The following is a 14,050-nucleotide window of genomic DNA, read 5'->3' on the forward strand; positions in this document are numbered from 1 at the left end:
AGGCCGGGATCGCGGCCCGTCATACTTCCGAAGACGCAGGCCATCGCAGAAGCGCGGCAACGGCTCGCCGAGCGGGGCGTCGTCGAGGCCGGTCACGGCTGGGCCGACGCGGTACGGACCTCGTGCGCACAGCCGGATGCGCTCTGACGGGCGCCGGGGGCACCGCCCGGGGGGATTGTCGGTGGGGCGGTGCACCATGGGGGGCATGGTGCGGAGCAAGCAGGTGGTGAAGGCGGCACGGCGGCCCCAGGTGCGGCTCCCGGAGCTGGTGGCGTTCGCGGACGGTGAGCTGGCACCGGACGGGGACTACGACGGGCTGGAGTTCCGGGACACCGACTTCGCGGGGCAGGACGCCGGGGGCGCCCGCTTCATGGACTGCGCGCTGACCGGCTGCGCGCTGGACGAGACGGCCCTGCGCCGCGCCCGGGTGCTGGACTGCGTCCTCACCGGCGTCCGGGGCGTGGGCACGGACCTCGCCGAGGCGAGCCTGCGCGATGTGGAGCTGGTGGACGCCCGACTCGGCGGGGTGCAGCTGCACGGCGCGGTGCTGGAGCGGGTGCTGGTGCGCGGCGGCAAGATCGACTATCTGAATCTGCGCAAGGCACGGCTCAAGGACGTCGTCTTCGAGGACTGTGTCCTGGTCGAGCCGGACTTCGGGGACGCCCGGCTGGAGCGGGTCGCGTTCGTGGGCTGCGTACTGAAGGCCGCCGACCTCACCGCGGCGACCCTGGTGGACGTGGACCTGCGCCGTGCGGCGGAGCTGGACATCACCCGCGGGGTGGACCGCCTCTCCGGCGCGGTGATCACCCACCCCCAACTCCTGGGCCTGGCCCCCGCCCTGGCCTCCGCGCTGGGCCTCCGGGTGACCGGAGACGACTGAACGGCGGCGCGAGCCCCGCACCGGAACCCGGCCCGGTCGAATCGATCCCCGTCCTCCCCGGGAGGCCCTGTGAACCATCCGCCACGGCTGACTCTGTCGACCGTCTGCCTCGACGCGCCCGACGCCCATGAGCTGGCCGCCTTCTACCAGCGGCTGCTCGGCTGGCCCGTCGAGCGCCAGGAACGCGACTGGGTCAAGCTCACCCCGCCGGAAGGAGGTCCGGGGCTCTCCTTCCAGACCGAGACCTCCTACGTCAGACCGGTCTGGCCCGCCGGCCCCGGCGACCAGCAGATGATGATCCACCTGGAGATCGAGGTCGACGACCTCGACCGTGCCGCCGCCCACGCGGTCGCCGCGGGCGCCACACCTGCCCAGCACCAGACCCAGGACGACGTGCGGGTGTATCTCGACCCGGCCGGGCACCCGTTCTGTCTCTGGGTCCGCACCTGACCCGAGCCGGTCACCCGGTCCGGAGGACCGGGCCCGCGGGGCTACTTCGGTGTGCCCAGAGCGGTCAGGGCCTCGTCGGTCAGGCGGTAGACCGTCCACTCGCCCTGGGGGCGGGCACCCATGGCCTCGTAGAAGTCGATCGCGGGGCGGTTCCAGTCGAGGACCGACCACTCCAGGCGCTCATAGCCGCGGGCCACACAGGTCCGGGCCAGCTCCGTCAGCAGCGCCTTGCCGTGGCCGGAGCCGCGGGCGCCGGGGCGTACGTACAGGTCCTCCAGATAGATGCCGTGCACGCCCCGCCAGGTGGAGAAGTTCAGGAACCACAGGGCGAAGCCGACGACCTCGCCCCCGTCCTCCTGGGCGACATGTGCGAACGCCGCGGGGCGCTCGCCGAACAGCGCCTCGTGCAGCTGCTCGCGGGTCGCGCGTGCCTCGTGGGGCACCTTCTCGTAGGCGGCCAGCTCAGCTATCAGGGTGTGGATGACGGGGACGTCGGCGGGGGTCGCGGTACGGATCACGGTCGCAGTCTCACACACCCGCCCCACCGGCTCCGCGGGGGCGTCAGTGCCGTCCCGCCACCCGGTCGGCGAGCCGGGCCAGCCTCGCCGACTCGACGCTGTGCGTCAGCCGTTCGCGCCGGTCCGCCGTGTGGTAGGTGGCGTACATGCCGTGCACCCCGAGCCATCTCAGCGGCTCCGGCTCCCACTTGCGCACCCGGTGGTTCACCCAGGGCAGCGCGGTCAGCTCGGTCGGACCCGCCTGCCCCGAGTCCTGCTGGACGAGGTCGCACAGGGTGCGTGCGGCCAGATTGGTGGTGGCGACGCCCGAGCCCACATAACCGCCCGCCCAGCCCAGGCCCGTCGAGCGGTCCAGGGTCACCGTGGCGCACCAGTCGCGCGGCACCCCCAGCACCCCCGACCAGGCATGGGTCACCCGCACCCCGGCCAGCGACGGGAAGAAGCGGACCAGGATGTCGTGGAGCGCCTCGATCGTGGCGGGCTGGGTGCGGCCGTCGTTGTCCGTGCGGGAGCCGAAGCGGTAGGGCACGCCCCGGCCGCCGAGCGCGATCCGGCCGTCGGCGGTGCGCTGTGCGTACATATAGGCGTGCGCCATGTCGCCCAGCGTCTCGCGCCCCTCCCAGCCGATCCCGTCCCACTGCTCCTGGCTCAGCGGCTCGGTCGCGATCATGGAGGAGTTCATGGGCAGCCAGGTGCGCCGCTGGCCCTTCAACGACGCCGTGAACCCCTCGGTGCAGCGCAGGATGTAGGGCGCCCGGACCGTGCCGTAGGGCGTCACCGCGTGCTTGGGGCGGATCTCGGTGACCGGGGTCCGCTCATGGATCGTCACACCGAGCGCCTCGACGGCCGCCGCGAGCCCCTTGACCAGTTTCACCGGGTGCAGCCGCGCCCCGTGCGGGGTCCAGGAGGAGCCGACCGCGTCCGCGACCCGGATCCGCTCCGCGGTCTGACGGGCGCCGTACAGCTCACGGTCCTTCTCGCCGTACGACAGCTCGCGTGCGTGGAACTCCTTGAGCCGGGCCAGCTGTGCGGGCGTGTACGCCACCTCCAGGACACCGCCGACGTGCACATCGGCCTCGATGCCCTCCTCCCGGGTGGCCCGTACGACCTCGGCGACCGTCGCGTTCATCGCCTTCTGCAGCCGTACGGCGGCCTCATGGCCGTGCAGCTTCGCATACCGCTCACGGCCCGCGACGCCGTTGTAGAGCCAGCCGCCGTTGCGCCCGGAGGCGCCGTAGCCGCAGAACTTCTGCTCCAGCACGGTGATCCGCAGAAAGGGCGCCGCCTTCTTCAGGTAGTAGGCGGTCCACAGACCGGTGTAGCCGCCGCCGACGACCACCACATCGGCGGACTCGTCCCCGGCGAGGGGATCCCGCTGCACGGGAAGACCGTCGTCGGCGTACCAGAAGGACACGCCGCCGTTGACGGTCCCGCTCACTGCGCTGCTGCTCATGAGGCGGACGTTAACCCCTGAGAGTGGTCAGTGTCTCCTTCGGATTCCATGGTTTTCCGCGCCCCCGGGTCAGCGGACGGCACGCCAGACCGACCAGCACCGCGATGGCATGTCCGAAATCGGTGAAGGTGACGGACAGGGCGAGCGGGACGCCGTACACCAGCGCCACCACCGCCAGATACACCTGGCGCCAGGGCACCGCGATCCGGTACGCCAGCACGGCGACCACCCCGGCCAGGGCGTAACTCACGCCTATGTCCAGGGTGCCCGCCGCCGAGCGCGGGGCGGCCCCGCCCCGTATCGCCAGCAGCAGCGCGCCCTCGCTGGCCAGCGTGGCCAGCACATGGGCGGCGACACAGACGGCCAGCCAGCGCGCGGTGCCCAGCCAGCGCTCCGCCGGTGCGTGAAAGACCGTGTAGAGCACGGCGTACGGCAGCCAGTGCCCGTCGATCCACATCGCGCTGGTGATGAGCACCCGCACGGGGTCGGACGACAGTTCGTCGATGTTGGTGGACCGCTGGCGCAGGAAGTCCTCCTCGAACCGCGGCGTCATATGGTGCAGGGCGACGGTGGTGACGAACAGGATCGCCAGCCAGAGGTAGGTCCCGGGCGCACTGCGGACGTACGCCACCGCCGCCCCGAGCACCCGCCTGGTCCTTCCGGCCCTGCCCATAAGGGCAAGTATGGTCGGACATGTGATCGATGCGCCCAGCGAGCCGGCCGCCCCGCAGAGGCGTTCGACGGCCGCTGTAGGCCCGGTCGTGGTCCGCACCGGCGGCGCGGGGCTACGGCAGTGGGGTGACACCGACTTCGACCACGGAGCCCCGCCCTCATCACGCCGGCCCCGCCCTCGCACGTCGCTCCGGCGCTCCGCGGCCTCGCGACGGCGGCATCCATAGACACGCCGCCGGATGGCCGATCCGGCGTTCAACGGCTCATCAGGTCATAGCGTACAGAATATGATCAAACGCCACATCCGCTACGTCGCCTGCCTCGCGACGCTCGCCGGGGCGGGGATCGGCTGCACGGCCGCGACCGCCGCGGGTCCTGACACCCATGTGGTGCGTCCCGGGCAGTCGATCCAGAAGGCGGTGGACGCCGCCAGATCGGGAGACACCATTCTCCTCACCGGCGGCACCTACCGGGAGAGCGTCCGGATGACCAAGTCCGGGGTGACCCTGCGCGGTGTGGGCCCGAGCACCGTGATCACACCGGGCCCGAACTCGAACGCCTGTGCGCGAGCGGGCAGCGGTATCTGTGTGGAAGGGACGGACGGCCACCCGGTCGAGGACGCCACCGTGGAGGCGCTGACCCTGTCCGGCTTCGCCAAGAACGGACTGTGGGCGACACGGACCGTCCGGCTGACCGTCCGCCAGGTGAGCGCCGAGCAGAACAAGCAGTGGGGCATCGCACAGGAACGTTCCACTCATGGCACGTTCCTGGACAACACCGTCCGCGGCAGCGACAACGCGGGCCTGTTCCTCGCCAATATGACCGACGCCGAGGGCGGGGCCCAGGACACCCGGGGCACGGTGGTCGCACGCAACCAGCTGGAGGACAACCGGGTCGGCGTCACCCTGCGGCGGCTGCGGAACCTCACCGTCTCCAACAACGACTTCACCAAGAACTGCGCGGCGGTGTTCGTCGTCGGCGACGAGAACAAGCCACGCGGCGGGGCCCTGACCGTGAGCGACAACTTCGTCCACGGCAACAACAAGTCCTGCCCGAAGGCCGACCGGCTGCCGGAGGTCCAGGGGGCCGGGATCGTGCTGACCGGCACCGAGAGCGCCCTGGTCACCCGGAACGTGGTCACGGACCAGGCCGGCACCGGCGTCTCCCCGTTCTCCGGCGGCATCGTGCTCTTCAAGAGCATGGTGGGCGCCCTGAGCGAGAAGAACCAGGTCAGCGGCAACACCCTGATGCGCAACACCCCGGCGGACCTCGTCAACGCGGACACCGGGAAGGACAACACCTTCCAGGACAACTCCTGCAAGTCCTCCAAACCCTCGGGACTGTGCTGACCGTCCGGCCACCGGCTCGAGGGCCGGAGAGCGGCCACCGACTCAAGGACCCAGAGAGGAAGAGCGGCACATGACGACCGCAACCCCTGCCTCAGCGACGACCGCGAGCACCGCCCCACCGCCGTCCATGCGGCTGCGGGAGCTCGTCTTCGGGGCGGCGTGCGCCGCCGCCCTGCGCGCGGCCGCCCGACTGGGCGTGGCCGACGCGCTCGGGGACGGACCGATGCCCGTGGAGGACCTCGCGGCCGCGGTGAAGACCGAGCCCCGCCCGCTGCGCCGGCTGCTGCGGGCCCTGTCCTGCTACGGCGTCTTCACCGAGCGGGAGGACGGCACCTTCGAGCACACCGAGATGTCCCGGCTGCTGCGCGAGGACGACCCGAACAGCCTGCGCAACATCTCGCTGTGGTGCACCGAGCCCTGGACCTGGGACGCCTGGCCCCAGCTGGACGAGGCGGTGCGCACCGGCCGCAATGTCGTCCAAGGCCTGTACGGCAAGGAGTTCTTCACCTATCTCAACGAGGACGCCCCCGAGTCCGCCGATGTCTTCAACCGGGCCATGACGACCTCCAGCGTGCAGTCCGCCCGGGACGTGGCCGAACTCCTCGATCTGTCCGGCAGTTCCTCGGTCGCCGACATCGGCGGCGGCCAGGGGCATGTGGTGGCGAGCCTGCTGGAGAAATACCCCTCGATGCAGGGCACCCTGCTGGACCTGCCGCGGGTGGTGGAGAACGCCGACCCCCGGCTGCGTGAGGGCGGCTCCCTCGCCGGCCGGGTGCGCATCGTGCCCGGCGACTGCCGCGAGGCCATCCCGGTCAGGGCCGATGTCTACATCATCAAGAACATCCTGGAGTGGGACGACGAGAGCACCGCCCGGACCCTGCGCAATGTGATCGGGGCGGGCCGCCCCGGGGCGAGGGTCGTGGTCATCGAGAACCTGGTCGACGACACCCCCTCCATGAGGTTCAGCACCGCCATGGACCTGCTGCTGCTGCTCAACGTCGGCGGGGCGAAGCACACCACGAAGAGCATGACCGACCGGCTGACCGGCGCGGGCCTGGTGATCGACACGATCCGCCCGGTCAACCCCTATCTGCACGCCTTCGAATGCACCGTCCCGGCATGATCCGCCCCGACCGGCCCGGCGTGCTCCGCCTCGGTCGGCGCGGGGCCGTGTCCCCCCTGCCGACGGCCGCCGGGCCCACGATTGACGCGGGCCCGGCGACTGGTGGCGGTGCGGACGGATCAGGCGACGGAGCCGCGCTGCCAGTGGTAGAAGCGCTGTGCCATCGCGTCCTTCGGGGAGCGCCAGGTCTCGGGGTCGTACGCGCTGACGTACGCCGTCAGCCGCTCGCTGATGTCCCGGAAGGCGGGGTGCTGGGCCACCTTGGCGATGGCGGGGCCGGGCTCGCGATCGGACTCGACGAGATGCATGTAGACGTCCCCGAACTGGAAGAGGCTGCGCCGGGTGACCCCGACGAGATGCGGCAGCTCTCCCCGGTCGGACTCCTCGAACACCTTGGCGATGTCCGGAGCGGTCCCCGGAGCCATCCGGGCGACGATCAGGGCTTGGTGCATGGGCCTGTCCTCCGTCCGGGTCAGTCGCTCAGGGCCGGCGCGGGCCGGTGCGCGGCGGCGACCTGTTCGATGCGGTCCCGGATCAGAGCCATCTGGACCTTGGAGTTCCGGTTGATGTTGTCGGTCATCCAGGCGTCGTCGACGGGCGCCTCCGGCCTCATCTCGAAGTCCTGTGTCCACACCATCCGGGTCCCGTCCGGCACCTCCTCGTACCGCCAGCGGATGTCCATGTACGCGAAGGGCCCGGGCTCGATCCGGCGGGCCTTGACGCTGAGCGCCGCACGGTCCGTCTCCCGCTCCGAGACCCAGCTCCACACCGTGCCGTTCTCGTCGGGGTGCATGGTCAGCCGGAACGTCGTCCGGTCCCCCTCCCGGGAGAGCACCTCGCAGGAGGCGTACTCGCTGAACAGCCGCGGCCAGTTCTCCAGGTCGTTGGTCATGTCCCACACCAGGTCCACCGGTGCGGCGATGACGATGTCGTTCTCCGTATGTCCGGCCATGTCAGGCTCCTGCCATGAGTGTGCTGTTGACGAGGTCGAGGAACTGCCGGGGGGTCTTGCAGCGCTCAGCGTCGGGCGGCATCTGGGCGTTGTGCCTGTTCTCCAGTTCGCCCACGATGCCCAGCAGACCCAGCGAGTCGATGCCGAAGGCGTCGAAGCCGGAGTCGCGCCGCTCCTCGAGTTCCTGGGGCGCGACGGTGACCCCGGCGGCCTTCTTCATCAGTTCGGACAGTTCTTCCACGGTGATTCGGTCGCTCATGCGATTCCTCTCCTTTGCTCCAGGGCGGCCTCGTCGGCTGACGCGGCACTAGGCGGCCGCGCCGTGCCGCAGCACGAGCGCCGTGTTCGATCCCATGAGTCCCCGGCTGAGGACCAGCGCCGTGCGCAGCTCGGCGGCACGGGCACGACCGGTCACCAGGTCGAGGTCATGGCAGATGTCGAAGACGTTGGGGGTGGGCGGGACCAGGCCGTGCTCCATCGCGAGCACCGCCGCCGCGGTGTCCAGTACGGGCGCCGCGCAGTAGCCCCTGCCTATGCCGGTCTTGGGCGCCGTGACCGGCACCCGCCGGCCGTGCGCCCCCAGCACATCGGCGATGGCCAGCGCCTCGGCGCGGTCCGCCGCCGGCAGGCCGAGGGCGTCCGCGAAGACGACGTCGACCTCCTCGGGGGCGCAGCCGGCCTCGTCCAGGGCGCCGCGGATCGCCTGGGCGAGCCCCTCCCGGGACAGCTCCCAGCGGGAGGCCCCGGTGAAGGTCGCCGCGTGTCCCGCGAGGAAGGCCCGTACCCGGGCGCCCCGGTCGCGGGCCGCGGACTCCGCCTCCACCACGAGCATCGCGCCGCCCTCGGCGGGCACGAAACCGCAGGCCCCGGCGGTGAACGGGCGGTAGGCCCGGGCCGGGTCGGCGTCGGTGCTCAGCTCCTGGTAACCGAGCTGGCAGACCGCCGAGTAGGGGGCCAGCGGTGCCTCCGTCGAACCGGCGACCATCACATCGGTGCCGCGTTCCACGGTCCGCGCGGCATGCGCGAGGGCGTCCAGACCGCCGGCCTCGTCCGCGGCGAGCACCGAGCAGGGGCCCTTGAACCCGCGGCGGATGGAGATCTGGCCGGTGCTGGCCGCGTAGAACCAGGCGATGGACTGGTACGGCCCGACGTAACGGCTGCCCTTTCCCCACAGCTGCTGCAGCTCCCGCTGGCCGAACTCACCACCGCCGGACCCGGCCGCGGTGACCACGCCCAGGGAGAAGGGCGCGTCGTCGGCGACGTCCCGGCCGAGCCGGGCGTCCTCCAGGGCGAGGTCCGCCGCGGCCATCGCGAAGTGCGTGAACCGGTCGGTCTGCACCAGAAGGCGTTCCTCGACGGCGGACGACGGCTCGAAGGCCCGGACCTCACCCGCCACCTTCAGCGGCAGATGCTCACAGCCGTCGCGGGTGACGCGGTCCAGGACGCTCAGGCCCTCCCTGGTCGACTTCCAGAAGGTGTCGAGACTCGTTCCGTTGGGCGCGACGACGCCAATTCCGGTGACGGCGGCGCGCCTTTCGTTCGCTGCGCTCATCGTGTCCTCTCCCTCGGCCCGGTCAGGACCACCGCGGACTGGAAGCCCCCGAACCCGCTGCCCACGGAGAGCACGCTGCCGAGTCTTCGCTCGCGCGCGACGCCCGGCACATAGTCCAGGTCGCACTCGGGGTCCGGGGTCTCGTAGTTCGCGGTCGGCGGGACGGCCTGGCGGTCCAGGGCCAGTACGCAGGCCACGACCTCGATCGCGCCGATCGCGCCGAGGGAGTGGCCCACCATGGATTTGATGGAGCTCATGGGGATGTCGTAGGCGTGCTGTCCGAGGGCCCGTTTCACCGCGGCGGTCTCGTGCCGGTCGTTCTGCCGGGTGCCCGAGCCGTGCGCGTTGACGTAGTCGATCGCGGAGCCGTCCAGCCGTGCGTGATCGAGCGCCACCTCGATCGCCCGCGCCATCTCCAGACCCTCGCTGGTCAGCCCGGTCATGTGGTAGGCGTTGCCGAAGGTGGCGTAGCCGCTGATCTCGCAGTACACCCGGGCGCCGCGGGCCCGGGCGTGCTCCAGCTCCTCCAGTACGAGCACCGCGCCGCCCTCCCCCATGACGAACCCGTCACGGTTGTTGTCGAAGGGACGGGAGGCGTGGGCGGGGTCGTCGTTGTTGGGGGAGGTGGCCTTGATGGCGTCGAAGCAGGCCATGGTGATCGGGGAGATCGGCGAGTCCGAGGCACCCGCCACACAGATGTCGGCCCTGCCCTCCTCGACCGCCTGGAAGGCGTACCCGACCGCGTCCAGGCCCGAGGTGCAGCCCGTGGAGACGGTCCCCACCGGCCCGCGGGCCCCGAAGCGCTCCGCCACCATCGACGCCAGCGTGCTGGGCGAGAAGGCACGGTGCAGATGGGGACCCGCCTTGCGGTGGTCCACGTCCCAGCGCTGCCCGCCGCCGCTGACCAGGACGTAGTCGTGCTCCAGACGGGTGGTGCCGCCGACCGCGGTCCCCAGGGAGACCGCGACCCGCCAGGGGTCCTCCCGGGCGAGGTCGAGGCCGGCGTCCCGTACCGCCTCCTCCCCGGCGACCAGGGCGAACTGGATGTACCGGTCGGCACGCTCGGTCTGCTCCGGGTCCAGCCCGTGGGCCGCCGGGTCGAAGTCGCACTCGGCGGCGATCCGCGAGCGGAGCCCGGAAGGGTCGAAGAAGGTGATGCCCCGCGTCGCGGTACGGCCGTTGGCGAGCAGATCCCAGAACGCCGGGACGCCGATGCCGCCCGGTGCCACGACGCCTATGCCGGTGACCGCCACGCGCCGGGTCATGAACGGACCTGACCTCGGTCGGCCGACCGGGCACCGCCCGCCTCGGCTCCTTCCGCGGCGAGGGCGACCTCGTTCTCCTCCGTGTCCACATGGCCGAGCTGCGGGCGCGGGGCCAGCGGACCCAGATGGAAGACGATGCGGGCCTCCCTGTCACCGACGTTGCGGAAGCGGTGCCGCATATAGGCGGGGATCATCAGCCCCTGTTCGGGCCGCAGCGGGTGGGGGTCGCCGTCCAGATCCACCTCCAGCTTCCCGCAGACGGCGTACACGAACTCCTCGGAGTACGGGTGGTAGTGCTCGCCGATACGCTCGCCCGGCTGGATGATGGCGACACCCATGAAACCGCTGGTGGAGCCGACCGTGGCCGGGGTGAGCATGGCGCGCAGATCGCCGCCGCGTCTGCGGTTGGGATCGATTTCGCTGAGATCCACGATTCTGGGACGGGGTTTGATCACGTCGATTCCTCCGTTGGTGTGCTGCACCGGCCGGGCGTGGCCGCCGCGGCCCGCGGGTACCGGTCAGGCGTCGGGGGACGACCGGCGGTCGGTGATGAGGGCCATGCGGGCGAGGGTGAGGAAGTGAGCGAGGTCGCCGCCCTTGAGCGCGGCGCCGTCCGCACCGACGGCGGCGCCGTCCAGGAGGGTGGTCAGCTCGGCCGCCTGCGCCGGGTCAGGGAGTCCGAGAGACAGCACCGGGTCGGCGTCCAGGCCGCCCCGCACATCGATCAGCCGCACCACGATGTCGTCGCGCTGGAAGATCGTGCTGCCGCAGACCGGGCTGCCCGGGTCGTCCGCCGCCGCCTCGTCCTGCTGGGCCAGCAGCCGGGCCAGCCGCATGCCACAGCCCTGGCGGGCCGGGTAGTACAGCGCATGCCGCTCCGCCTCCGGACACTCCTGACCGGACGTCACATGATGGACGGCCGGGACCGCCGCCCGGGTGAAGAAGACCCGCGCGACCTCCGGGTCGTTGAGGTCCCGCTCCTGCTCCAGATACGGGTTGAGGGCCTCCTCCGCGGCACGCACCGCGGGCTCGACGGCGACATGGCGCAGCGCCGCGAGCAGGTCGCCCTCCACCTCGATGGCCCGTACGACCCGATTGCCGTGCATGAACAGGGAGGTGCGGCACAGCCGGGTGGTGGCGTCCACCCGCGCCTCGGGCGGGGCGTAGTTCGCCAGGATCTTGGCGACCTCCGGCTCGCTGCCCGGCTTGACGGTGAAGGTGAGCGCGTGCCGGATCTTGCCGTCACCGATCCGGGGGGCGCTCTGGAGCCGGCGCGCGGCGGAGCCGGCCGACGCCACACCCTTGGTCTCGCGCACGATGTGGAACCGCAGCGAACGGGTGTCCCGGACGCAGCTGTGCAGCGGCCGCACCATCTGCACATGCTCCTCGCTGTTCACCCAGGCGAGGAAGGGCGGGGCGCTCTCCCACTCGCTGGTGATCAGCCATTGGGAGGGGTTCTCGATCGACTGGCAGAGCTGGTCGCTGACATGCCCGGGCACGGACGCGACCTGACTGCACAGGTGTTCGTACGCCTCCAGGAACTGCTGCTGGGCCCCGTCGTAGACGTTCACCAGAAGGACGACACGGAGCCTGGAGCCGTCGAACACGGACTGGGAGACCCGTCTCGACGCCGATTGCGTCAGCGGTTCTGAAACACGTTCAGACGTTGTGGTCATGCTGCGCACTTCTCCTTCGGGAGGGGGAGCAGAGGTCAACGTCGGCCGCGGGTGACACGACGTCAGCGTTCCTCGATCGTGTGCCGGTCCCCGTCCGTGCGCGACTCGTATGAACCACGTGGGTGACGCGACACGCGGGCCTGAACCACGCGGGTGACCGGCCCCGCGGACCCGCCCCCACCGGGCATGGAAACTGCAGCGCGTCCCGCACCCGCCCCGCTGCCTCCGGAGGCTCCGATGCACCAAGAAACCGGCCACCGGGTTCCGGTCCTCGTCGTCGGCGGCTCGCTGGTGGGCCTGTCGCTGTCCCTGTTCCTGGGCCGCCAGGGGGTGCGGCACACCCTCGTCGAGCGTCACCCGGGCACCTCCGTGCATCCGCGCGGACGGGGGAACAACGTGCGGACGATGGAGCTGTTCCGGGTGGCCGGCATCGAGGCGGACATCAGGGCGGCCGCCTCGCTGCTGGCGGGCAACCACGGCATCCTGCGGACCCGGTCACTGGCCGGCGACGGCGGCGCATGGCTGTTCCGGCACATCGACCCGGACGGCTCACTCGCCCGCCACAGCCCCACCTCCTGGTGCCTGTGCAGCCAGAACGACCTGGAGCCCGTCCTGCTGGACGGCGCCCGGGAGCTCGGCGGCGACCTCAGGTTCGGCCATGAGATGGAGTCCTTCGCGCAGGACCCCGAGGGGGTGACCGCGGTCGTACGGGACCGGGAGCGCGCCACGCGGTACACCGTCCGCGCCGACTGTCTGGTCGCGGCGGACGGCCCGCGCAGCCCGGTGCGGCGCCGGCTCGGCATCGGGCACAGCGGGCGCGGCGACCTCTTCCACAATGTGAGCGTCACCTTCCGGTCCAGGCTGCTCGCCGACGTGGTCGGTGACCGGCGCTTCCTCTGCTGCTATCTCAACGGCCCCGAGGCCGACGGCGCCCTGCTGCCCGTCGACAACAAGGAGCACTGGGTGTTCCACGCGCCCTGGCACCCGGAACGGGGCGAGCGGCCCGAGGACTTCACCGCCGAGCGGTGCGCCCGGCACATCCGCCGGGCCACCGGCGTCCCGGACCTCGATGTGGAGATCACCGGCCGGGCGTCCTGGCACGCGGCGGAACGGGTCGCGGACCGGTACGGGCAGGGCCGGGTCCTGCTCGCCGGGGACGCCGCCCATGAGATGTCCCCCACCGGGGCGTTCGGCTCCAACACCGGCATCCAGGACGCGCACAACCTGGCCTGGAAGCTGGCCGCCGTCCTCGGCGGCTGGGCCGGGCCGGGACTCCTCGAGACCTACGGCACCGAGCGCCGCCCGGTGGCCCTGGCGACCGGCGCCCGCGCCTCGGCCCGCTCCGTGGAACACGCCCATCCGGGCTTCTCCCCGGCCCCCGGCCTGATCGAGGCCGGCCGCGGTGACGGTCTGCTCGACATCGTCCTGGGCCACCACTACCCCGAGGGCGCCGTGGTGGGCGCCGGCGAGAACCGGCCGGCGCCCGACCCGCTGCGCCCGGCCGGACGGCCCGGAAGCCGCGCCCCCCACCTCTGGCTGCGCCGGCCCGGGGGACGGCTCTCCACACTCGATCTGTACGAACGGTCCCTGGTGCTGCTCGACGACGCGCGCGGCACGGCCGGCTGGCAGCAGGCGGCCCACCGGGTGGCCCGCAGCGCCGCCGTACCGCTCGACGCCCACCGGATCGGCCCGGGCCCCGGCGCCGACCTGGCCCTCGACGGTGACCCCGGCGACGACTCGGGCCCGCCCGACTTCGCCCGCGCCCACGGCATCACGACCGAGGGCGCGCTCCTGGTCCGTCCGGACGGCTTTGTGGCCTGGCGCTCCGAGAAGGCCGCGGCGGACCCGGAGGCCACCCTGCGGAAGGTCCTGGCGGAACTGCTCCGTCGGGACTGATCCCCGCACCGGACACCGGCGCCGGAAAAGCGGAGAGCCCGGCGGTCCGGATGACGCCCGAGGGCGAACACCGGGCCGAGACAGGCGCGCTGACGCAGGGTGCGGTCGGCCGCGCCGACCTGACATCCGATCGAACGGCGTCCCGGTCGCCCTGGGGAAAACCAGGAGGGCATTTCACATGCCGTTCGCATCCCGGCCGGGATCTGCTGGTTTCCCTCCCCTTGCATTGCTCGGGTTCGAGCTCACATGTGGCTTGTTTCTCCC

The 14,050-nt window shown here is 71.8% G+C and carries 15 protein-coding genes; 5 read left to right on the plus strand and 10 right to left on the minus strand.

All coding sequences use genetic code 11. The annotated features are described in order from the left end of the window. The first annotated feature begins 196 nt into the window (after positions 1-196). Complete coding sequence (locus tag CP978_RS15830) at positions 197-880, plus strand: pentapeptide repeat-containing protein (RefSeq protein WP_227745381.1); 684 nt, start codon at positions 197-199, stop codon at positions 878-880. 69 nt (positions 881-949) lie between these two features. Further along, on the plus strand, positions 950-1,330 hold the full coding sequence (locus CP978_RS15835; RefSeq protein WP_043441458.1) for a VOC family protein: 381 nt from the start codon (positions 950-952) through the stop codon (positions 1,328-1,330). Between the two features lie 41 nt (positions 1,331-1,371). Here the strand turns inward: CP978_RS15835 and CP978_RS15840 are convergent, their stop codons facing one another. Genes CP978_RS15840 through CP978_RS15850 form a run of 3 tightly spaced genes read right to left on the minus strand, consistent with a single transcriptional unit; the run spans position 1,372 to position 3,974 of the window. Then, positions 1,372-1,848, minus strand: coding sequence for a GNAT family N-acetyltransferase (locus CP978_RS15840; RefSeq protein WP_043441461.1), 477 nt, complete (start codon positions 1,846-1,848; stop codon positions 1,372-1,374). 43 nt (positions 1,849-1,891) lie between these two features. After that, positions 1,892-3,301, minus strand: coding sequence for an NAD(P)/FAD-dependent oxidoreductase (locus CP978_RS15845; RefSeq protein ID WP_043441464.1), 1,410 nt, complete (start codon positions 3,299-3,301; stop codon positions 1,892-1,894). Between the two features lie 10 nt (positions 3,302-3,311). Next, positions 3,312-3,974: a rhomboid-like protein gene (locus tag CP978_RS15850; protein ID WP_079162165.1), complete on the minus strand. Its 663-nt coding sequence runs from the start codon at positions 3,972-3,974 to the stop codon at positions 3,312-3,314. 286 nt (positions 3,975-4,260) lie between these two features. On the opposite strand from CP978_RS15850, the gene CP978_RS15855 reads away from it, so the two are divergent. Then, positions 4,261-5,322 (plus strand): right-handed parallel beta-helix repeat-containing protein, encoded by a 1,062-nt coding sequence (locus CP978_RS15855; RefSeq protein WP_043441467.1) that lies wholly within the window; start codon positions 4,261-4,263, stop codon positions 5,320-5,322. Between the two features lie 70 nt (positions 5,323-5,392). Then, positions 5,393-6,445 (plus strand): methyltransferase, encoded by a 1,053-nt coding sequence (locus tag CP978_RS15860; protein ID WP_052454139.1) that lies wholly within the window; start codon positions 5,393-5,395, stop codon positions 6,443-6,445. 119 nt (positions 6,446-6,564) lie between these two features. Here the strand turns inward: CP978_RS15860 and CP978_RS15865 are convergent, their stop codons facing one another. From CP978_RS15865 to CP978_RS15895, 7 genes are all read right to left on the minus strand, one after another. Continuing rightward, entirely contained in the window at positions 6,565-6,897 is a 333-nt protein-coding gene (locus CP978_RS15865; RefSeq protein ID WP_043441474.1) for a TcmI family type II polyketide cyclase, read from the minus strand. Between the two features lie 20 nt (positions 6,898-6,917). After that, positions 6,918-7,397: an SRPBCC family protein gene (locus CP978_RS15870; protein ID WP_043441478.1), complete on the minus strand. Its 480-nt coding sequence runs from the start codon at positions 7,395-7,397 to the stop codon at positions 6,918-6,920. A gap of 1 nt (position 7,398) precedes the next feature. Continuing rightward, the gene (locus tag CP978_RS15875; RefSeq protein WP_043441481.1) at positions 7,399-7,656 is read right to left on the minus strand and encodes an acyl carrier protein; all 258 of its coding nucleotides are present in this window, start codon (positions 7,654-7,656) and stop codon (positions 7,399-7,401) included. A 48-nt stretch (positions 7,657-7,704) separates the two neighbouring features. Further along, positions 7,705-8,949: a ketosynthase chain-length factor gene (locus CP978_RS15880; RefSeq protein WP_043441484.1), complete on the minus strand. Its 1,245-nt coding sequence runs from the start codon at positions 8,947-8,949 to the stop codon at positions 7,705-7,707. Then, positions 8,946-10,214 (minus strand): beta-ketoacyl-[acyl-carrier-protein] synthase family protein, encoded by a 1,269-nt coding sequence (locus CP978_RS15885; RefSeq protein ID WP_150478232.1) that lies wholly within the window; start codon positions 10,212-10,214, stop codon positions 8,946-8,948. Before CP978_RS15885 ends, CP978_RS15880 begins: the two co-directional genes overlap by 4 nt. Further along, positions 10,211-10,669 (minus strand): cupin domain-containing protein, encoded by a 459-nt coding sequence (locus CP978_RS15890; RefSeq protein WP_043441490.1) that lies wholly within the window; start codon positions 10,667-10,669, stop codon positions 10,211-10,213. The genes CP978_RS15885 and CP978_RS15890 overlap by 4 nt, the downstream gene beginning before the upstream one ends. A gap of 63 nt (positions 10,670-10,732) precedes the next feature. Continuing rightward, positions 10,733-11,890: a SchA/CurD-like domain-containing protein gene (locus CP978_RS15895; RefSeq protein ID WP_043441493.1), complete on the minus strand. Its 1,158-nt coding sequence runs from the start codon at positions 11,888-11,890 to the stop codon at positions 10,733-10,735. Between the two features lie 237 nt (positions 11,891-12,127). Between CP978_RS15895 and CP978_RS15900 the strand changes: the two genes are divergently transcribed. Beyond that, the gene (locus CP978_RS15900; protein ID WP_043441496.1) at positions 12,128-13,786 is read left to right on the plus strand and encodes an FAD-dependent oxidoreductase; all 1,659 of its coding nucleotides are present in this window, start codon (positions 12,128-12,130) and stop codon (positions 13,784-13,786) included. The last annotated feature ends 264 nt before the right edge of the window (positions 13,787-14,050 follow it).

It is taken from the genome of Streptomyces nodosus, from assembly GCF_008704995.1.
In the GTDB taxonomy this organism is placed as follows: domain Bacteria; phylum Actinomycetota; class Actinomycetes; order Streptomycetales; family Streptomycetaceae; genus Streptomyces; species Streptomyces nodosus.